A 19591-nucleotide genomic window follows, 5' to 3' on the forward strand; every position below is an offset into this window, starting at 1 on the left:
GGCCCGCCACGCGCCTCCAGTCCGTCCTGCACAGCGTCCCGGGCTGCGCGCCGTCTCCACAGGGCGCCCGCGGTGCGCGCCGCCGGCGCGCGGACGTGGGACAATCGTTCGACCGTCCCGACCCCTGAGGAACCGTGAGCCCACAAGCATCTGCGCCGCTCGAGCCCGCCGCGACCCCGGCCGAGGCGATCCGCAACTTCTGCATCATCGCGCACATCGACCACGGCAAGTCCACGCTGGCCGACCGCATGCTGCAGATCACCGGCATCGTCGAGGAGCGGGCGATGCGCGCGCAGTACCTCGACCGCATGGACATCGAGCGCGAGCGCGGCATCACGATCAAGTCCCAGGCCGTCCGCATGCCGTGGGAGCTCGACGGCAAGACGTTCGCGCTCAACATGATCGACACCCCGGGGCACGTCGACTTCTCGTACGAGGTCTCGCGCTCACTCGCCGCGTGCGAGGGCGCGATCCTGCTCGTCGACGCCGCGCAGGGCATCGAGGCGCAGACGCTCGCCAACCTCTACCTCGCGCTCGAGAACGACCTCGAGATCATCCCGGTCCTCAACAAGATCGACCTCCCGGCCGCCGAGCCGGACAAGTACGCGGCCGAGCTCGCGCAGCTCATCGGCGGCAAGCCGGAGGACGTGCTCCGTGTGTCGGGCAAGACCGGTGTCGGCGTCCCCGAGCTCCTCGACCGCGTCGTCGGCACGGTCCCGCCGCCCGTCGGCACGGTCGACGCGCCGCCCCGCGCGATGATCTTCGACTCGGTCTACGACAGCTACCGAGGCGTCGTCACCTACGTCCGCATGGTGGACGGCACCATCTCGCCGCGCGAGAAGGTGCAGATGATGTCGACGAAGACGACGCACGAGATCCTCGAGATCGGCGTCTCGTCGCCGGAGCCGAAGCCGACGAAGGGCCTCAGCGTCGGCGAGGTCGGCTACCTCATCACCGGTGTGAAGGACGTGCGCCAGTCGAAGGTCGGCGACACCGTCACGAGCGCCCAGAAGCCCGCGACCGACCCGCTGGCCGGCTACACCGACCCGAAGCCGATGGTCTTCTCCGGGCTGTACCCGATCGACGGCTCCGACTACCCGGACCTCCGCGAGGCGCTCGACAAGCTCAAGCTGTCCGACGCCGCTCTCGTGTACGAGCCCGAGACCTCCGTGGCGCTCGGGTTCGGGTTCCGCTGCGGGTTCCTCGGCCTGCTCCACCTCGAGATCATCACCGAGCGCCTGAGCCGCGAGTTCGGGCTCGACCTGATCACCACCGCCCCGAGCGTGATCTACGAGGTCACGAACGAGGACAACTCGGTGACCGAGGTCACGAACCCGTCCGAGTTCCCGGGCGGCCGCATCGTCGAGGTCCGCGAGCCGATGGTGCGCGCGGCGATCCTCGCGCCGAAGGACTACGTCGGCGCGATCATGGAGCTCTGCCAGTCTCGCCGCGGCTCGCTGCTCGGCATGGAGTACCTCGGTGAGGACCGCGTCGAGATCCGCTACGAGATCCCGCTCGGCGAGATCGTCTTCGACTTCTTCGACCAGCTCAAGAGCAAGACGCAGGGCTACGCCTCGCTCGACTACGAGCCCACGGGCGACCAGGCGGCCGACCTCGTCAAGGTCGACATCCTCCTCCAGGGCGAGCAGGTCGACGCGTTCAGCGCGATCGTCCACCGCGACAAGGCGTACGCGTACGGCACGCTCATGACCGAGCGACTCCGCAAGCTCATCCCGCGCCAGCAGTTCGAGGTGCCGATCCAGGCAGCGATCGGCGCTCGCATCATCGCCCGTGAGAGCATCCGGGCGATGCGCAAGGACGTCCTCGCGAAGTGCTACGGCGGTGACATCACCCGCAAGCGCAAGCTCCTCGAGAAGCAGAAGGAGGGCAAGAAGCGCATGAAGATGGTGGGTCGCGTCGAGGTCCCGCAAGAGGCCTTCATCGCGGCGCTCTCGGGCGACGTCGAGGAGAAGAAGAAGTAGCTGCTCAGCGGGCGCGATCCGCGCGCGCCCGCCAGGCAGCGAGGCACACGGCCGGGAGGCACGCGGCGGCCAGTCCCGCCAGTGCGGTCCGCCAGGTGCTCCACTCCGTCATCGCGACGAACGTGGTCTGCTGACCCGCGACGACCGAGGTGGCGGTCGCGGCGAGTGCGAGCAGGAGCGCCCCGCCGACGAGCCACGGTGTGACCGGGCGACGGCGCTGCCGTCGGACGACCACGACGAGCAGCGCGCCGAAGAGCAGGACGCCCGCACCGATGCACGCGACGGCGACCTGCGCGAGCAGGGTGCTGACGAACGGGTACCAGTCGACCGGAGGCTGTGTGCTGTACCGCACCGGCGCGGCGGCGCGGGCTTCGTACAGGTCGACGGCGACCCGAGCGGCGATCGCGCCCGCGAAGGCCACGGCGGTGAGGCTCCCGAGCGTCGGCGTGGCGCGGTCGGTCCGCGGACGGGAGTCGGCGGTCGAGGTGGGCACGGACCGACGATAGCGGTGTGGCGGAGGTGATCCGAGCCTCCAGTTCGGGGCAGCGCAGCCGCGCGTCGGCCGCTCTCCGAGCGTGAACGTGGCCTGGTCGGAGTTCCCGCGGCAGCTGGGTCGTGACGGTTCGCACCGCCGAGGAGGCTGGTCGGCATGCGTTCCCGCGGCAGCTGGGTCGTGACGGTTCGCACCGCCGAGGAGGCTGGTCGGCATGCGTTCCCGCGGCAGCTGGGTCGTGACGGTTCGCACCGCCAAGTAGGCTGGTCGGCATGAGTTCCCGCGGCAGCTACCGGACCGCCCTGACCTACGGCGCGGTCGGCGCGACCCAGGCGTCGGACCTCATGACGTACCCGCCGGAGGGCTTCACGCCCACCGAGTCACGGGCGCGGATCGGCCACGGCGACGCCCGGTTCGAGACCGCCGTGACGCAGGCGCTCTCCTGGCAGATCCAGGAGCGCAGCGGCATCCGCGTGCACGTCGACGACCAGCCCGAAGACGACGAGGTCCGCTACAACCCGGTGACGTTCGACGAGCACGGCGTCCCGATCGCGCCCGCGTCCATCGGGGCCCCGAAGGTCGAGCGGTTCGCGCCGGACGGCACACCGCTGTTGACCGCGGGGACGACCGCGACGCTCACGATGCACGCGTTCGGGCAGACCGTGCACGCGCCGGTCCGGGTCGTGTCGATCATCGACGAGACGGACCGCAAGGGCTTCGCGTACGGCACGCTCGACGGGCACCCGCTCTCGGGCGAGGAGTCCTTCGTCGTCGAGCGGACGCCCGACGGGTCGGTCTGGTTGCAGCTGCGGCAGTTCTCGCAGCCGGCGAGCCGGAAGTGGCGCCTCGTCGAGCCGCTCCTCCGTCGTCAGCAGCGGGTGATGGCCGAGAAGTACCTCGCGGCACTGCGCGGCGACTGACGCCCCGCAGCGACTGACGCCCCGCGCGGGGCGTGCGCGACGTCCGCGCCGCGCTCGACGTCATGCCTGCCGAGTCTCGGCTCGGCGGACACTTCCGCGGGCCGGACGGCACGGAACCGTCCGCGTGCCCGAGTCTCGTCGGCCGCGCGCCGCGGGATGCTCCTCAGCGCAGGGGCGCGAGCGCGGCGATCGCGTCCTCGATGACGCGCACGTCCTGCACGCAGTCCCGCGCGACCGCGACCGCACTCGTCGCCCGGAGCGCCTCGACGTCGTACACGCCCGTCGCGACCGCGAGGAACGGGATCCCCGCCGCGTCCGCTGCTTCGCCGTCCCGCGGGGTGTCGCCGACGATCACGGCTCGCTCGCCACGGAGCGCGTCCGCCGCACGGCCGGTGACGCCGGCGCGGTCGACCTCCTCGTCGCCGAAGAACGAGTGCGCCCAGTCGAACGCCTCGAGGTCGAAGCCCGCACCGCGCAGCTTGACCCGTGCCCGGTGCTCGGAGTTGCCGGTGAGCAGCCCGTTGCGCCAGCCGAGCACGGCGAAGCGCTGGACGAGTTCACGGGCACCCGGCGCCGGCTTCCGGTGGTCGCCGGCACGGAAGCGCTCGTCCGTGAGGTCACGCAGGTGTCCGGACACCGTGGGGATGAGCGCGTCGTCGAAGTCGTGCGCCCGGACGTGCTCGGCGATGAGGCCGGCGTCGGTGCGTCCGTGCTGGTGCCCGACGCGCAGGGTGAGGTCGCGGCCGACCGCCCGCTCGAGCGCCAGGTGGTAGAGGTTGCCCGGCGAGGCGGCGTTCAGCACGAGGGTGCCGTCGATGTCCCACAGCACCGTGGTGGGGACGGTGTGGTGCTCCATGCCTCCATCATGACCGAGAATGGAGTCCATGCCGAGCGCCCTGCCGATCGCCGATCCCGCTCCGTCGGACGGACTGATCACCCCCGGACCGGGAGCGGGCGACGTCCCGTTCGGCGTCTACGTCCACGTGCCGTTCTGCCGGGTCCGGTGCGGCTACTGCGACTTCAACACGTACACGGCCTCGGAGCTCCGCGGGGTCCGCCGCGACGACTACGCGGGGCACGCGGTGCAGGAGATCCGGTTCGCCGCTGCGGTCCTCGAACGCTCCGGCGTCCCGCGCCGCCCGGTCTCCACGGTCTTCTTCGGCGGCGGGACCCCGACGATGCTGCCGGCCGACGACCTCGTGATGATCCTCCGCGCGATCGACGAGACGTGGGGCATCGTGCCCGGCGCCGAGGTCACGACCGAGGCGAACCCGGACTCCGTCGACGACGCGTCGCTGGAGACGCTCCGCGAGGGCGGCTTCACCCGTGTGAGCTACGGCATGCAGTCCGCGGTGCCGCACGTCCTCGCCACGCTCGACCGCACGCACGACCCGGAGCGGGTGCCGCTCGTGGTGGACCTCGCGAAGCAGCAGGGCCTGGACGTGTCGCTCGACCTCATCTACTCGACACCGGGGGAGTCCCTCGCGGACTGGCGGACCTCGCTCGACGCGGCGATCGCCTGCGCTCCGGACCACGTCTCCGCCTACTCGCTCATCGTCGAGGAGGGCACCGCGATGGGGCGGATGGTCGCCCGCGGTGAGCTCCCCGCCCCCGACGACGACCTCGCCGCCGACATGTACGAGCTCGCCGACGACGTCCTCGGTGCGGCCGGGTACTCCTGGTACGAGGTGTCGAACTGGGCGCGGGGCGGATCCCACGCGAGCCGCCACAACCTGTCCTACTGGAAGGGCCACGACTGGTGGGGCGTCGGCCCCGGCGCGCACTCCGCGGTCGCGGGCACCCGCTGGTGGAACGTCAAGCACCCGGCCGCGTACGCGAACCGCGTGCTCGCGGGGGAGTCGCCGGCCGCCGGTCGCGAGACCCTGGACGACGAGACGCGGTACGTCGAGCGCGTGCTCCTCGCGGCGCGGGTCCGCGGGGAGCTCGCCACGTCGGAACTCCGCCGGGAGGCCCGTGGCCGCGTCGCCGGGCTCATCGCACGTGGTCTCGTGGACGGCGCGGCCGCGGTGCGGGGACGGGTCGAGTTGACGAGGCAGGGCCGGCTGCTCGCGGACGCGGTGGTCCGCGAGCTGCTCGACTGAGGGCCCGGCTACTGCTTGATGAACTCGATCGACAGCGGGTACTTGTAGAACTCGCCGCGGTTCGCCGCGAGCGCCGCCATGATCGCGAAGACCACGGTCAGGACGGCCACGGCGAGCAGGATGAGCACCCCGATGCCGAGCCACGACGTGATGCCGCCGACGAAACCGGCGATCGCCATGGTGATGTGGAAGTTGAGCGCGACCCGCGTGTGCTCGCGCACGAACTGTCCGCGGTCTCGCAGCACGAGGTAGGCGACGATCGGCACGACGATGCTGAAGAAGATCCCGCCGACGTGGGTGAGCGTCGCCCAGAGCCGCTGGTCCTCGGGGCTCATCGGCCGCTGGGCCGGGTAGTTCGGCGGGTACTGGGGGCCGCCGGGGCCGCCGGGCTGCTGTCCGTAGGGATTCCCCGGCTGCTGGTCGGAAGGGCCGCCGGGCTGCTGTCCGTAGGTCATGCGGGAAGCGTACCGACGAGCGCCGACCGAAGTCCCGTGCTGTCGGCGGTCGGGCGTAGGATCAGCAGTCGACACACGAGAGTGCCAGCGGACGGGAAGGGGAACGGGTGGTCAGCGAACGCAGCCTCGAGGTCCTCAAGGCCATCGTGCGGGACTACGTCGCCTCCCGCGAACCGGTCGGTTCGAAGTCCATCGTCGACCGCCACGCCTTCGGGGTCAGTGCCGCGACCATCCGCAACGACATGGCCCAGCTCGAGGACGAGCAGCTCATCGTCGCCCCGCACACGTCGTCGGGTCGGGTGCCGACCGACAAGGGGTACCGGGTCTTCGTCGACCACCTGGCCGCCGCCCGCCCGCTGTCCAGTGCACAGCGTCACGCGATCGAGACGTTCCTCGGTGCCTCGGGCGACCTCGACGACGTGCTCGGCCGCACGGTCCGCCTGCTCAGCCAGCTGACGAACCAGGTGGCCCTCGTGCAGTACCCCTCGATGGTGCGCGCCCGCGTGCAGCACGTCGAGCTCGTGCGGCTCGGCGACACCCGACTGATGGTCGTGCTCATCACCGACACCGCCCGTGTGGAGCAGCGCGTCGTCGAGAGCGACGTCAGCCTCGACGAGTCCGCGCTCACCGAACTCCGCACGGTCGTCAACGGCGCGACGGTGGGGCTGCTCCTGCAGGACGTCCCCGGGGCGCTCCGCGCGGTGCCGCAGCAGCTCCGACCCGACGTGCAGCCGCTCGCCGGCGTCGTCGTGGCGACGCTCATCGAGCAGGTGGCGGCGAACCGCCAGGACCGCCTGCTCATGGCCGGCGCGGCCAACCTCGCGAAGAGCGAGTCGGACTTCTCCGGTGGCCTGTTCCCCGTGCTCGAGGCGATCGAGGAACAAGTTACCCTGCTCCGGTTGTTCGGGGAGATGCAGGTGGACGACATCGCCGTGGCCGCGCGCATCGGCGTCGAGAACGCCGAGTACGGGCTCGACGCCACGAGCATCGTCGCGGGCGGGTACCTCGCCGGCGGCGAGGTGGCTCGGCTCGGGGTGCTCGGCCCGACGCGGATGGACTACGGCACCAACATGGCCGCGGTCCGCGCGGTTGCACGGTACCTGTCCAAGCTCCTGGGCGAACATTGACCAACCCGCACCGCGGTCGGCGCGACCCTCGCGCACGACCCACACCGGGCCTCCAGACCGACCGAACCGAAACACTCTGAGGGATACGTGGCAGACCACTACGACGTCCTCGGCGTCCAGCCGGACGCCTCCGATGCCGACATCAAGAAGGCCTACCGACGCTTGGCGCGCGAGCTCCACCCGGACGTGAACCCGAGCCCGGACGCCGCCGAGCGCTTCAAGGACGTGACGCACGCGTACGACGTGCTGAGCGACCCCGAGCAGCGCCGTCGGTACGACGCCGGTCCGCAGGCCGACAGCCCGTTCGGCGCTGGCGGGGCCGCGGGGTTCAGCGACATCTTCGACGCGTTCTTCGGCGGGGGCGGTGGCGGTCGGGGCTCCGGCCCCCGCAGCCGCGCCGAGCGTGGGCAGGATGCCCTCCTGCGCATCGACGTCGACCTCGACGAGGTCGTCTTCGGCACCCACAAGGAGGTCGAGGTCGACACGGCCGTGCTGTGCGAGACCTGCCACGGCTCGTGCTGCGCTCCGGGCACGAGCCCGCGCACCTGCGACATCTGCGGCGGCTCGGGCCACATCCAGCGTCAGGTCCGCTCGCTCCTCGGCAACGTCGTGACGAGCGCGCCGTGCGGCACGTGCCGCGGGTACGGCACCGTCATCCCGAACCCGTGCCCGACGTGCCAGGGGCAGGGCCGCGTGCGCGCCCGTCGCTCGATCCCGGTGGACGTCCCCGCCGGCGTCGACTCCGGTCTCCGCCTCCAGATGCCCGGCCAGGGCGAGGTCGGTCCCGCCGGTGGCCCGTCCGGTGACCTCTACCTGGAGATCCGGGTGCGGCACCACGACGTCTTCAGCCGCGACGGCGACGACCTGCTCGCGACGCTCGAGGTCGGCATGACCGATGCGATCCTCGGCACCACGGCGACGATCGACGGCCTCGACGGCCCGGTCGAGCTCGAGATCCGTCCCGGTGTCCAGAGCGCCGACGTGCTCGTCCTCAAGGACCGCGGGGTCACGAAGCTCCGCGGCAACGGGCGCGGCGACCTGCGCGTCGGTGTGCAGGTCGTGACGCCGACGAAGCTGTCACACAAGGAGCGGCAACTCGTCGAGCAGCTCGCGAAGTCGCACAAGGCGACGAAGCCGCAGCTCGCCCGGTTCCAGCAGGGCATGTTCGGCAAGCTCCGCGACCGCTTCTTCAACTTCTGATGGCGTCGCTGTACCTCGTCCCATCGCTCGACGGCGTGACCGTCGGCGATCAGGTGTCGCTGGGTGGGGCGGAAGGTCGCCACGCGGTGTCGGTCGCACGGGTACGGGTCGGCGAGACGCTGCGTCTGGGCGACGGGCGCGGCACGGTCGTGACGGGCCCGGTGCTGTCCACCGACCGCGACGCCCTCGTGCTCGAGGTCGCCGCGGCGGACGTCTCGCCGGAGCCGTCGCCCACGCTCACCCTGGTGCAGGCCCTGGCCAAGGGCGGGCGTGACGAGATGGCGGTGCAGGCGTCGACCGAGATCGGCGTCGACCGGATCGTCCCGTGGTCGGCGGCGCGCAGTGTCTCCCGGTGGGAGGGCGCGAAGGTCGAGAAGGGCCGTGCACGGTGGGAGGCGATCGCGCACGAGGCCTCGAAGCAGGCGATCCGCCCGCGCGTGCCGGTCGTCGAGCCGGTCGTCACCACCGCGCAGCTGGTCGGTACCGTCGGCACCGGGCGGGCGCTGCTCGTGCTCGACCCGGTCGGCGACGTCCGGCTCTCCGCGTGGGAACCGCCGGTGGACGTCGAGGACATCGCGCTCGTCGTCGGTCCGGAGGGCGGCATCGACGGCAGCGAGTTCGACCGTCTCGTCGCCGCGGGGGCACTGCGGGTGCGGCTCGGCGACACCGTGCTCCGGACCTCGACCGCGGGCCCGGCGGCGCTGTCGATCCTCCAGACGCGGCTCGGACGCTGGTAGGCCCGCCGTCGGCGGCGCGTTCTACGATGGAGCCATGAGCACCAGCACGCCCAGCGTCTTCTCGAAGATCATCGCGCGCGAGATCCCGGCGACCGTCGTCGCCGAGGACGACCGCGTCATCGCCTTCGAGGACATCGCGCCCAAGGCTCCCGTCCACGTGCTCGTCGTCCCCAAGACCGAGCAGTACCGCAACGTGACGGAGCTCGCGTCCGGGGACCCGGACCTCCTCGCCCACGTGGTCGCCACCGCGCAGCGCATCGCCGACGAGCGTGCGGGCGGCCAGTACCGTCTCGTGTTCAACACCGGCGAAGCAGCCGGTCAGACCGTGTTCCACGTGCACGCGCACGTACTCGCAGGTGAACTGCAGGAAGGCTCCCTTGCCGGATAACGAACCACTCGAGCAGGACACCACGTCCGAGCTCACCGTCGACGGCATCGCCATGGTGCAGCTGCTCGGTCCCCAGGACCGGCTGCTGAAGACCGTCGAACGCCAGTACCCCGGGGTCCGGGTCGTCGTGCGCGGCAACGAGGTCAGCCTCACCGGGCCGGAACGCGATGTCGCCCGTGCGCGAGCGCTCGTCGACGAACTGGTCGGCATGGTGAAGCGTGGGCAGGACATCGGCCCGGCAGACATCCCGATGTCCGCCCGGATCCTCGACGACGACCGCAAGCCGTCGGACACCTTCGGCACGCCGATCGTGTCGAGTCGCGGCAAGTCCGTCCGTCCGAAGACCGACGGGCAGCGCGCCTACGTCGACGCGATCGACGAGCACACCATCACCTTCGGCATCGGCCCGGCGGGTACCGGCAAGACGTACCTGGCGATGGCGAAGGCCGTCCAGGCACTGCAGCGGCGCGAGGTGAACCGCATCATCCTCACGCGCCCCGCGGTCGAGGCCGGCGAGCGACTCGGGTTCCTGCCGGGCACGCTCACGGACAAGATCGACCCGTACCTGCGGCCGCTGTACGACGCCCTCAACGAGATGATGGATCCCGAGCTCGTGCCGAAGCTCCTCGCGGCCGGCACGGTCGAGGTCGCGCCCCTGGCGTACATGCGCGGACGCACGCTCAACGACTCGTTCGTGATCCTCGACGAGGCACAGAACACCACGCCCGAGCAGATGAAGATGTTCCTGACGCGTCTCGGCTTCGGGTCGAAGATGGTCGTCACGGGCGACATCACCCAGGTGGACCTCCCCGGCAACCTGTCCGGCCTGCGGCTCGTGACACGCATCCTCGACAAGGTCGACGACATCCACTTCGCCCGCCTCGGCAGCGAGGACGTCGTCCGCCACACGCTGGTGGGTCGGATCGTCGACGCGTACACCGTCTACGACGAGGAACGCCTCGCCGAGCAGGCCGGGTACCGCTCCGGTGGTCGTGGCTCGGCGGCCGAGGGCAACCCCGCCGGCGTGAACCGTGCGGAACGCCGCGGCCGCGTCCCGCAGGACCGCCAGCGGTCCCCGTACCCGCAGAACGACTCCCGAGGAGGGAACCGGTGAGCATCGAGCTCAACAACGAGTCCGGGGTGGAGGTGGACGAGGCCGCGATCCAGCGCCTCGCCTCCTTCGCGCTCGACGCGATGCACGTCCACGCCGACGCGGAGCTCGCGATCGTGCTCGTGGACGAGGGCGCGATGGAGCAGCTGCACGTGCGGTGGATGGACGAGCCCGGCCCGACCGACGTGCTGAGCTTCCCGATGGACGAGCTACGGCCCGGCACCGAGGACGACCCGACGCCAGCGGGGCTCCTCGGCGACATCGTCCTCTGCCCGCAGGTGGCCGAGGAGCAGGCGAAGACCGCGGGGCACTCCACCACGGACGAGATGCTCCTGCTCACGTGCCACGGCATCCTGCACCTCCTCGGTTTCGACCACGCGGAGCCCGAGGAGAAGGCCGAGATGTTCGGCATCCAGGGCGAGATCCTCTCCGCGTTCGCCGCCCAGCACCGAGGACGGTGAGCTGATGCTGCTCGTCGCCGTCCTGCTCGCGGTGGCGTTCGTGCTCGTCGTCGGCGGCGGTGTGCTCGCGGCGTCGGACGCGGCACTGTCCGTGCTCTCCCGCGCGGACCTCGACGAGATCGCACGCGGAGCCAAGCGCCGCCGTGCGATCGAGGCGATCGGCGACGACGTCGGTGCGCACGTCAACGCCCTGAACTTCGTCCGGGTGCTCGCCGAGACAGCCGCCGCCGTGCTCGTCACGATCGCGCTCGTGACCGTGTTCGACACGTGGTGGGTGGCGCTCGTCGTGTCCGCCGCGGTGATGACCGCGGTGTCGTTCGTCCTCGTGGGCTCGAGCCCCCGCAGCGTCGGTCGCGCGCACGCCGAGCGGCTGATCGCGGTGACGGGTGGTCTCGTGCGTGCCGTCCGCATCGTCCTCGGTCCGCTCGCGGGCCTGCTCGTGGCGATCGGCGACCGGGTCACGCCCGGCCGGGGTCGCAGCGCGTCGACGGTGTCGAGCGAGGAGCAGCTGCTGTCGCTCGTCGACGAGGCCACCGAGAGCAACGTGCTCGAAGCCGACGACCGCGAGCTCATCCACTCGGTGTTCGAGTTCAGCGACACCCTCGTGCGCGAGGTCATGGTGCCGCGCACCGACATGACCACCGTCGACGGTGAGGACACCCTCGCCGGCGCGATGGAGCAGTTCCTCGCTGCCGGCGTCTCCCGCATGCCGGTGACGGGAAAGGACAGCGACGACGTGCTCGGCGTGCTGTACCTCCGCGACGTCTCCCGAGCGCTCTACGAACGTCCGGGAGCCGGTGCCGAACCGGTGACCGGCCTGCTGCGTCCGGCCGGGTTCGTCCCGGAGTCGAAGGCCGCCGACGACACGCTCCGGGCCATGCAGGCAGGCAAGAACCACCTGCTGCTCGTGGTGGACGAGTACGGCGGTGTCGCCGGGCTCGTCACGATGGAGGACCTCATCGAGGAACTCGTCGGCGACATCTCGGACGAGTACGACCGTGCCGTCGTCGACCGCGTCGAGGTCGAGCCCGGCCTCTGGCGCGTCTCGGCCCGCATGCCCGTCGACGAACTCGGTGACCTGTTCGGCATCGAACTCGACGACGACGACGTCGACACCGCCGGCGGTCTGCTCGTGAAGGAGCTGGGCCACCTCGCCACCCGCGGTGACCGCGTCACGGTCGACGGCATCGTGCTCGTCGCCGAGCGGGTGGAGGGCAAGCGTCGCCACCTCGTCTCCGTCCTCGCCGAACGGACCGACGCCCTCGCCGACGTCGAGCACGCCTTCGACGACCCCACGCCGACCACGACAGGGAACACCTCCGCATGACCGACACCACCACGCCCGAGGGCCAGCCGTACCGCGCAGGCTTCGTCTCCTTCGTCGGCCGGCCGAACGTCGGCAAGTCCACGCTGACGAACGCCCTGGTCGGCGAGAAGGTCGCCATCACCTCGTCGAAGCCACAGACCACCCGTCGAGCCATCCGCGGCGTCGTGCACCGTCCGAACGGCCAGGTCATCATCGTCGACACGCCCGGTGTCCACCGACCCCGCACCCTGCTCGGCGAACGGCTCAACGACCTCGTGCAGTCGACGCTCGGCGACGTCGACGTGATCGGCTTCTGCGTGCCGGCGAACGAGCCCATCGGTCCGGGCGACCGCTTCATCAACGACTCCCTCGACCAGTACCCGCGGGCGAAGAAGATCGCGATCGTCACCAAGATCGACCGCGTCTCGAAGGACAAGGTCGGCGAGCAGCTCCTGGCGGTGTCGAAGCTCCGCGAGTGGGACGTCATCATCCCGACGTCCGGCACCCGCGGGCTGCAGCTCGAACCGCTCCTCGACGAGATCACGGCGCTGCTGCCCGAGTCGCCGCAGCTCTACGACGACGCCACCGTGACCGAGGAGACCGACGAGGACCGCATCGCCGAACTCATCCGCGAGGCCGCGCTCGAGGGCGTCCGCGACGAGCTCCCGCACTCGCTGGCCGTCGTCGTCGAGGACGTCGTCGAGCCGGACGAGGACGACGACCCCGACGGTCCGCTGCGCATCTTCGCGAACCTCTTCGTCGAGCGCGACAGCCAGAAGGCGATCGTCATCGGCCGCGGCGGAGAACGCCTCAAGGACGTCGGGTCGCGCGCCCGGACCGAGATCGAGTCGCTGCTCGGTGGCCGACACGTGTACCTGAACCTGCGCGTGAAGGTAGCGAAGGAGTGGCAGCGCGACCCCAAGCAGCTCGGCCGACTCGGCTTCTGAACACCCGTCCGCTGGGGACCGCATCGGGCGGGCGAGGACACGTCAGCCGATCGACTGACGCGCGTGGGGTCGGCGCGCCGTACCGTGGTGTGGTGTTCCGTCCCGTGCTGCGCTCGCAGGTCCTCTTCGACGTCATCGTCGCGGTCCTCCTCGGTGTGGTCCTGCTCCTGCTCCGCACGGCCGGGTGGGCACCGCTCGACGTGGTCATCGTCGCGGGACTGACGGTCTCCCTCGCACTCCGCCGACTCTCACCGGGGCTCGCCCTCGGCGTCGCGTGGGCGTTCGCCGTGCTCCAGATGGCGACGGGGCTCGGCCCGGACCCGGCGGACCTCCTCATCGCCGGCGTGATGTTCACCACGAGTGCGTACGGCAGCAGTCGTGTGCGACTCGCCGGTCTCCTGTCGGCGGTCGGGGGTGCACTCATCGCCGCGGGGTACGTCGGGCTGCAGGACGCGCAGCAGCAGCACCGGTTCGACTACTCCCGCTCGCCGATTGAGTTCGCGCAGCTCGTGCTCGGCACGTTCGCCGGGGTGCTCCTGGTCCTCTTGCTGCCCTGGCTCGCCGGACTCGTCCGTCGGACCCGTCGGCTGGCGAGCGTGAGCCGCGAAGCGCAACTCCTCGCCGAACGCGACGCGGCCCGGGCCGACCGAGCGGTCGCCGTCGAGCAGGAGCGGGTCCGCATCGCACGGGACATGCACGACATCGTGGCGCACTCGCTCGCGGTCGTCATCGCCCAGGCGGACGGCGCCCGGTACGCCCTCAAGGCCGACCCGGCGATCGCCGACCAGGCCCTCACCACGATCTCGGGAACGGCTCGGCGTGCGCTCGGCGACGTCCGGGAGCTGCTCGGGGCGCTCCGGCACGAACAGGGCACCGCGCCGACACCGGACGTGGACGACATCGAACCGCTCGTGACCGAGATGCGCGACATCGGGCTCGACGTCGACGTCGAGCGCGAGGGCGATCCGTCGACGCTGCCGACCACCACCCAGCTCGCGGTGTACCGGATCGTGCAGGAGAGCCTCACGAACGCGTACAAGCACGGACAGCGCGGCGCTCCCGTCCACGCCCGGCTCTCCTACCGACCGGACACGGTCGAGATCCAGGTCGTCAACGAACGCGCCGACGACGGCCGCGCCGGGCCCGGCACCGGCCACGGACTCGTCGGGATGCGCGAGCGTGCGACCATGACGGGCGGGACGATGACCGCCGGGCCACGCGGTGACGACTTCGTCGTGGCGGTCCGGATGCCCTCGGTCCCCGCCAGCGGGCAGATGCCTCGCGACCGCATCACCTCGATCCAGCAGGAGCACACCGCACGATGACCACGACCCCGACGCCCGAGGCCCGCATCCGTGTGGCGCTCGTCGACGACCAGGCGCTCTTCCGCACCGGGATCCGGATGCTCATCGACTCGCAGCCGGACCTGCAGTTCGTGGGCGAGGCGGGCGACGGCGCCGAGGGTGTCGAGCTCGTCCGGCGCGCCCGGCCCGACGTGGTCCTCATGGACGTCCGCATGCCGGTGATGGACGGCATCACGGCGACGTCGCGGATCGTCGAGCAGTCGGGCACCGACGGTGCGAAGGTCCTCGTCCTCACGACGTTCGACTTCGACGAGGCCGCGGCGAAGGCGATCCGCGCCGGTGCGAGCGGCTTCGTGCTGAAGGACGCCGACCCCGAGTTCCTGCTCGCGGCGATCCGCACCGTGCACGCCGGGACCGCGGTCTTCGCGGCGTCGGCGACACGTGAGCTGCTGCGCCGGTACGAGGACACGACCCCGGCTGCGGAGACGGTGCCTCCGGCGTTCGCCGAGCTCACGCCCCGTGAGCGGGAGATCTTCGACCTCGCGGCGAAGGGCATGAGCAACAGCGAGATCGCGTCGCACGAGTTCGTGAGCGAAGCGACGGTCAAGACGCACATCTCGCGCGTGCTCACGAAGCTCGAGCTGCGGGACCGGGTGCGGCTCGTGGTGTTCGCGCACGAGCACGGGCTCGTCGCGAAGGACTGAGCCGGGCGCGGCACGCCGACAGCACGACGGACCGTCATCCGGAGGGATGACCCGTCCACAGGGGAGCAAGCCGAGCGGACCATCCACAGGAGCCGACCGACCGACGCGGGACGTGCCTCCCGGCCGTCATCGTGGAGTCATGACCAGCAGCCACGCTCCGATCATCCGCCTCGACCACGTGTCCAAGCACTACGGCGACGCCGCCCGCCGGGTGACGGCGCTCGACGACGTCAGCGTCGACATCGGCGCGGGGGAGTTCACCGCGGTGATGGGGCCGTCCGGGTCCGGCAAGTCGACGCTCATGCACGTCGCCGCCGGCCTCGACGCGGTCTCGAGCGGCCGGATCCAGATCGACGGGGTCGACATCACCGGCCTCGGCGACCGCGACCTCACCGAGCTGCGACGGCGCCGGCTCGGGTTCGTCTTCCAGTCCTTCAACCTCGTGCCCACCCTCGACGTCTGCGAGAACATCCGGCTGCCGTTCCTGCTCGGCGGTCACCGCACGTCGCGCGAGGAGAACGCGTGGATCGACCGACTCGTCGAGATGCTCGGGCTCGGCAACCGGCTGACGCACCGTCCCCACCAGCTCTCCGGCGGCCAGCAGCAGCGCGTCGCGATCGCCCGAGCGCTCGCGTCGAAGCCGGCCGTCGTCGTCGCGGACGAACCCACCGGCGCGCTCGACTCCCGCACGGGGCGGGACGTCCTCGGCATCCTGCGCGGAGCCGTCGACGAGTGGGGCCAGAGCGTCGTCATGGTGACGCACGACCCCGTGGCCGCCGCGAACGCCGACCGCATCCTCTTCCTCGCCGACGGCCGCATCGTGGGGGACCGCCCCGCGATGGACGCCGCCGAGATCTCCGCGACGATGCTCGGGATGGAGGCGGCAGCGTGAGCGCCCTGACCTCGCTCCGGGAGTTCCGTCCCACGATCCTCGTCGCGGCACTCGGCACCACGTTCGGTTCGGCGCTCGTCATCGCCCCGGGCATCGTGACCGAGGCGATGGCAGCGACCGGGCTCGACGACATCGGCACCGTGGAGAGCATCCTCTCGGTCATCGGGTGGCTGTTCCTCGGCATCGCCCTCTACGTCGGTGCGATCGTCACGGCGAACACGTGCGCGACGATCATCGCCGGGCAGACCCGGATCATCGCCCTCCAGCGTCTGGTCGGTGCGACCGGGGCCACGCTCCGCGCACGGATCACCCGCGCGGGCCTGCTCGTCGGGGTCGTCGGCGGCCTGATCGGCGCGGTGGTCGGCACCGGCTTGAGCGCCGTGTTCGTCATGGTCCTGCGGGGCAACGGGTTCCTGCCGGACACCGGGTACACCCTCGTGCCGTGGGAGCTGGTGCTGCCGGTCGCCGCCGTCGTCCTCGCGACGTGGGGGGCGTTCGCCGCAGGGTCCCGTCGCGTGCTCAGCGTGACGCCCCTCGAAGCACTGTCGTCGAGCGTCGAGCCGAGCCACGACGACGTCCGCTCCGGCCGTGCCCGCAGCGTGTGGGCCGTCGTGCTCATGGTCCTCGGCGGCGGACTCATGGCCATCGGGCTCGTGGGCAGCGCGGCGTCACCGATCGCGGTGTTGCCGGCGGCCCTCGGCGGCTTCGTGTCCTTCGCCGGGGTCGCCGTCGGCGCGACGATCGTGATGCCCCCGGTGCTCCAGCTCATCGGCCGCATCGGTGCGAAGGACCCGGTCGTCCTGCTCGCCGGACGGAACGCGATGCGCGCGCCGGGTCGGTCGTCGCGCGCCACCATCGGTCTGGTGATCGGCGTGACGCTCCTCGTGACCTTCGCGGTCGCGCTCGGCATCATGCAGCACACCCTCGAGGCGACGCTCTCCGGTGAGGGCATGACGCCGGCGATGATCGAGGCGCAACGCGACTTCTTCGTCCAGCTCAACGGCGTGGTCAGCGTCATCGTCGGGTTCTCCGCGGTGATCGCGGCGGTCGGCGTCGTGAACGCGCTCGCGCTCGGCGTGTTGCAGCGTCGCCGGGAGCTCGGTCTGCTCCGCGTCCTCGGTCTCACCGGGGCCCAGGTGCGTCGGATGATCGTGACCGAGGCGGTGCAGATGGTCGTGGCGGCCGTCGTGACCGGGCTCGTGCTCGGCACCGTGTACGGGTGGGTCGGTGGACAGACGCTGCTCGGCACGCTCGGTACCGTCGTCACGCCGGTACTGCCGGCGACGACCGTGGGCATCGTCGTCGTCGGTGCACTGGTCCTCGCGATCGTCGCGACGATCGCACCGGTGCGGCGCGCGATGCGCGTCCCGCCGACGGAGGCGCTGGCCGTCGACTGAGGGTGCGCACCGCCGCCCGCGGAGGTGGGCACCGGTCGGCCTGGAGGCGCGTGGCGGCCCCGCCCCGCGCCTCCAGGCCGCTTGCGCACCGTTGGTACACCGGTGCTACGGTGGTGTCGATGTACCCGGCACTCCTCCTCCTTCGCTGCCGCGACGAGGCCTGACACAACGGCCCACCTCGTCGCGGAGTCCGTCGTGGCCTGACCCACACCTGACGACGAAAGCGACGAATCGATGCAGAACACGCAGCGGCCCTCCGGGATGCCGATCCACAAGTACGTCCCCTTCCACGAGCAGATCCGTGTCGACCTGCCGGACCGCACCTGGCCGACGAAGCGGATCGACCGGGCGCCCCGGTGGTGCGCGGTGGACCTCCGCGACGGCAACCAGGCCCTCATCGACCCGATGGACTCCGAGCGCAAGCGGGCGATGTTCGACCTGCTGGTCCGGATGGGCTACAAGGAGATCGAGGTCGGGTTCCCGAGCGCCTCGCAGACGGACTTCGACTTCGTGCGCTCCCTCATCGACGAGGGCGCCATCCCGGACGACGTCACGATCCAGGTCCTGACGCAGGCGCGCGAGCACCTCATCAACCGCACCTACGAGGCGATCGACGGTGCGAAGCAGGCCATCGTCCACCTGTACAACTCGACCTCGATCGTCCAGCGCGAGGTCGTGTTCCGCACGGACGTCCAGGGCGTCGTGGACATCGCGGTGCACGGTGCCGAGCTCTGCAAGGCGGCCGAGGCGAACCTGCAGCACGACACGCAGGTCTTCTACGAGTACTCGCCCGAGTCCTACACGGGCACCGAGCTCGAGGTCGCGGTGCAGATCTGCAACGCCGTGCTCGAGGTCTTCCGCCCGACGCCCGAGCGCAAGGTGATCATCAACCTGCCCGCCACGGTCGAGATGGCGACGCCGAACGTCTACGCCGACTCGATCGAGTGGATGTCGCGCAACCTGGCGCACCGCGAGGACGTCATCCTCTCGCTGCACCCGCACAACGACCGCGGTACCGCCGTGGCGGCCGCCGAGCTCGGCTACATGGCCGGGGCCGACCGCATCGAGGGGTGCCTGTTCGGCAACGGGGAGCGCACCGGCAACGTCGACCTCGTCGCCCTCGGCATGAACCTGTTCACGCAGGGCATCGACCCCGAGATCGACTTCAGCGACATCGACCAGGTCAAGCGCACGGTCGAGTACTGCAACCAGCTGCCGGTGCCCGAGCGGCAGCCGTGGGCGGGCGACCTCGTCTACACGGCGTTCAGCGGCTCGCACCAGGACGCCATCAACAAGGGCTTCGACGCCATGCAGGCCAAGGCGTCCGCCGCGGGCAAGTCCGTCGACGAGATCGCGTGGGCGGTGCCCTACCTGCCGGTCGACCCGAAGGACATCGGCCGCTCCTACGAGGCCGTCATCCGCGTGAACTCGCAGTCCGGCAAGGGCGGCGTCGCGTACCTGCTCAAGACCGACCACGCGCTCGACCTGCCCCGCAAGCTGCAGATCGAGTTCTCCGGTGTCGTGCAGCAGCGCACCGACTCCGAAGGCGGCGAGTTCTCGTCGGAGCGCATCTGGGACCTGTTCCGCGACGAGTACCTGCCCGCCGACGACGAGTCGGACAAGTGGGGCCGGTACGAGATCACCAAGACGGCGACCGCGTCGGACTTCGACGGCACCACGAAGCTCTCGGTCGCGATGCGCGTCGACGAGGGCTCGGTCAGCGCGGAGGCCGTGGGCACCGGTCCGATCGACGCGTTCCTCCAGGTGATGGCGGGCCAGGGCGTCGCGGTCACGCTGTACGACTACTCGGAGCACACGATGAGCGCCTCCGGGGACGCGCAGGCAGCGTCGTACGTCGAGCTCGACGTCGACGGCGTCCGGCTGTGGGGTGTCGGCATCGACGCGGACATCGCGACCGCGTCGCTCAAGGCGATCGTCAGCGCGGTGAACCGTGCGGTCCGTGCCGGGGCCGCGTCCGGTGCGCCGTCGCCGGAGCTCGTCTCCGCGTAGGCGCTCGTCGCGTCCACGTCCGGGAGGCGCGGTGCGGGTCCGACGGACCGGCACC

The 19591-nt window shown here is 71.1% G+C and carries 19 protein-coding genes; 16 read left to right on the plus strand and 3 right to left on the minus strand.

Going from position 1 to position 19591, the window contains the following annotated elements; genetic code table 11:
• Positions 1 to 134 precede the first annotated feature (134 nt).
• Positions 135 to 1982, plus strand: coding sequence for a translation elongation factor 4 (gene lepA, locus ACSW7Y_RS08280; RefSeq protein ID WP_290132055.1), 1848 nt, complete (start codon positions 135 to 137; stop codon positions 1980 to 1982).
• Positions 1983 to 1986: 4 nt separating this feature from the next.
• On the opposite strand, the gene ACSW7Y_RS08285 is transcribed toward lepA, so the two are convergent.
• Positions 1987 to 2475 carry a hypothetical protein gene (locus tag ACSW7Y_RS08285; protein ID WP_438125825.1) on the minus strand — a complete coding sequence of 163 codons (489 nt, stop codon included), beginning with the start codon at positions 2473 to 2475 and terminating at the stop codon, positions 1987 to 1989.
• Between the two features lie 272 nt (positions 2476 to 2747).
• Here ACSW7Y_RS08285 and ACSW7Y_RS08290 point away from each other — a divergent pair, with 272 nt between their 5' ends.
• On the plus strand, positions 2748 to 3395 hold the full coding sequence (locus tag ACSW7Y_RS08290) for a DUF1990 family protein (protein WP_438125826.1): 648 nt from the start codon (positions 2748 to 2750) through the stop codon (positions 3393 to 3395).
• A 163-nt stretch (positions 3396 to 3558) separates the two neighbouring features.
• Here ACSW7Y_RS08290 and ACSW7Y_RS08295 read toward each other — a convergent pair whose 3' ends face one another.
• On the minus strand, positions 3559 to 4251 hold the full coding sequence (locus ACSW7Y_RS08295) for an HAD family hydrolase (protein ID WP_438125827.1): 693 nt from the start codon (positions 4249 to 4251) through the stop codon (positions 3559 to 3561).
• A 28-nt stretch (positions 4252 to 4279) separates the two neighbouring features.
• Here ACSW7Y_RS08295 and hemW point away from each other — a divergent pair, with 28 nt between their 5' ends.
• On the plus strand, positions 4280 to 5497 hold the full coding sequence (gene hemW, locus ACSW7Y_RS08300) for a radical SAM family heme chaperone HemW (protein WP_438125828.1): 1218 nt from the start codon (positions 4280 to 4282) through the stop codon (positions 5495 to 5497).
• Between the two features lie 8 nt (positions 5498 to 5505).
• On the opposite strand, the gene ACSW7Y_RS08305 is transcribed toward hemW, so the two are convergent.
• Entirely contained in the window at positions 5506 to 5952 is a 447-nt protein-coding gene (locus tag ACSW7Y_RS08305) for a DUF4870 domain-containing protein (protein WP_438125829.1), read from the minus strand.
• A 107-nt stretch (positions 5953 to 6059) separates the two neighbouring features.
• On the opposite strand from ACSW7Y_RS08305, the gene hrcA reads away from it, so the two are divergent.
• The 13 genes from hrcA to leuA all read left to right on the plus strand — a co-directional run bounded on the left by hrcA (position 6060) and on the right by leuA (position 19536).
• The gene (hrcA, locus tag ACSW7Y_RS08310) at positions 6060 to 7079 is read left to right on the plus strand and encodes a heat-inducible transcriptional repressor HrcA (protein WP_438125830.1); all 1020 of its coding nucleotides are present in this window, start codon (positions 6060 to 6062) and stop codon (positions 7077 to 7079) included.
• A gap of 87 nt (positions 7080 to 7166) precedes the next feature.
• Positions 7167 to 8279, plus strand: coding sequence for a molecular chaperone DnaJ (dnaJ, locus tag ACSW7Y_RS08315; protein WP_438125831.1), 1113 nt, complete (start codon positions 7167 to 7169; stop codon positions 8277 to 8279).
• Positions 8279 to 9016, plus strand: a complete 738-nt coding sequence (locus tag ACSW7Y_RS08320) for a 16S rRNA (uracil(1498)-N(3))-methyltransferase (RefSeq protein WP_438125832.1) — start codon at positions 8279 to 8281, stop codon at positions 9014 to 9016. The genes dnaJ and ACSW7Y_RS08320 overlap by 1 nt, the downstream gene beginning before the upstream one ends.
• Positions 9017 to 9050: 34 nt before the next feature.
• Positions 9051 to 9404, plus strand: coding sequence for a histidine triad nucleotide-binding protein (locus ACSW7Y_RS08325; RefSeq protein WP_438125833.1), 354 nt, complete (start codon positions 9051 to 9053; stop codon positions 9402 to 9404).
• Positions 9394 to 10518, plus strand: a complete 1125-nt coding sequence (locus tag ACSW7Y_RS08330; protein ID WP_438125834.1) for a PhoH family protein — start codon at positions 9394 to 9396, stop codon at positions 10516 to 10518. The genes ACSW7Y_RS08325 and ACSW7Y_RS08330 overlap by 11 nt, the downstream gene beginning before the upstream one ends.
• Entirely contained in the window at positions 10515 to 10976 is a 462-nt protein-coding gene (gene ybeY, locus ACSW7Y_RS08335) for an rRNA maturation RNase YbeY (protein WP_290132045.1), read from the plus strand. Before ACSW7Y_RS08330 ends, ybeY begins: the two co-directional genes overlap by 4 nt.
• Positions 10977 to 10980: 4 nt before the next feature.
• On the plus strand, positions 10981 to 12303 hold the full coding sequence (locus tag ACSW7Y_RS08340) for a hemolysin family protein (RefSeq protein WP_438125835.1): 1323 nt from the start codon (positions 10981 to 10983) through the stop codon (positions 12301 to 12303).
• Positions 12300 to 13229, plus strand: coding sequence for a GTPase Era (gene era, locus ACSW7Y_RS08345; RefSeq protein WP_438125836.1), 930 nt, complete (start codon positions 12300 to 12302; stop codon positions 13227 to 13229). Before ACSW7Y_RS08340 ends, era begins: the two co-directional genes overlap by 4 nt.
• A gap of 92 nt (positions 13230 to 13321) precedes the next feature.
• Positions 13322 to 14554 (plus strand): sensor histidine kinase, encoded by a 1233-nt coding sequence (locus ACSW7Y_RS08350; RefSeq protein WP_438125837.1) that lies wholly within the window; start codon positions 13322 to 13324, stop codon positions 14552 to 14554.
• Positions 14551 to 15237 carry a response regulator gene (locus tag ACSW7Y_RS08355; protein ID WP_438125838.1) on the plus strand — a complete coding sequence of 229 codons (687 nt, stop codon included), beginning with the start codon at positions 14551 to 14553 and terminating at the stop codon, positions 15235 to 15237. The genes ACSW7Y_RS08350 and ACSW7Y_RS08355 overlap by 4 nt, the downstream gene beginning before the upstream one ends.
• 139 nt (positions 15238 to 15376) lie before the next feature.
• The gene (locus ACSW7Y_RS08360) at positions 15377 to 16129 is read left to right on the plus strand and encodes an ABC transporter ATP-binding protein (protein WP_438125839.1); all 753 of its coding nucleotides are present in this window, start codon (positions 15377 to 15379) and stop codon (positions 16127 to 16129) included.
• On the plus strand, positions 16126 to 17526 hold the full coding sequence (locus ACSW7Y_RS08365; protein WP_438125840.1) for an ABC transporter permease: 1401 nt from the start codon (positions 16126 to 16128) through the stop codon (positions 17524 to 17526). Before ACSW7Y_RS08360 ends, ACSW7Y_RS08365 begins: the two co-directional genes overlap by 4 nt.
• A gap of 234 nt (positions 17527 to 17760) precedes the next feature.
• On the plus strand, positions 17761 to 19536 hold the full coding sequence (leuA, locus tag ACSW7Y_RS08370) for a 2-isopropylmalate synthase (RefSeq protein ID WP_438125841.1): 1776 nt from the start codon (positions 17761 to 17763) through the stop codon (positions 19534 to 19536).
• Positions 19537 to 19591: the final 55 nt, after the last annotated feature.

Origin of the sequence: Curtobacterium flaccumfaciens (assembly GCF_051548005.1) — a bacterium.
GTDB lineage: Bacteria > Actinomycetota > Actinomycetes > Actinomycetales > Microbacteriaceae > Curtobacterium.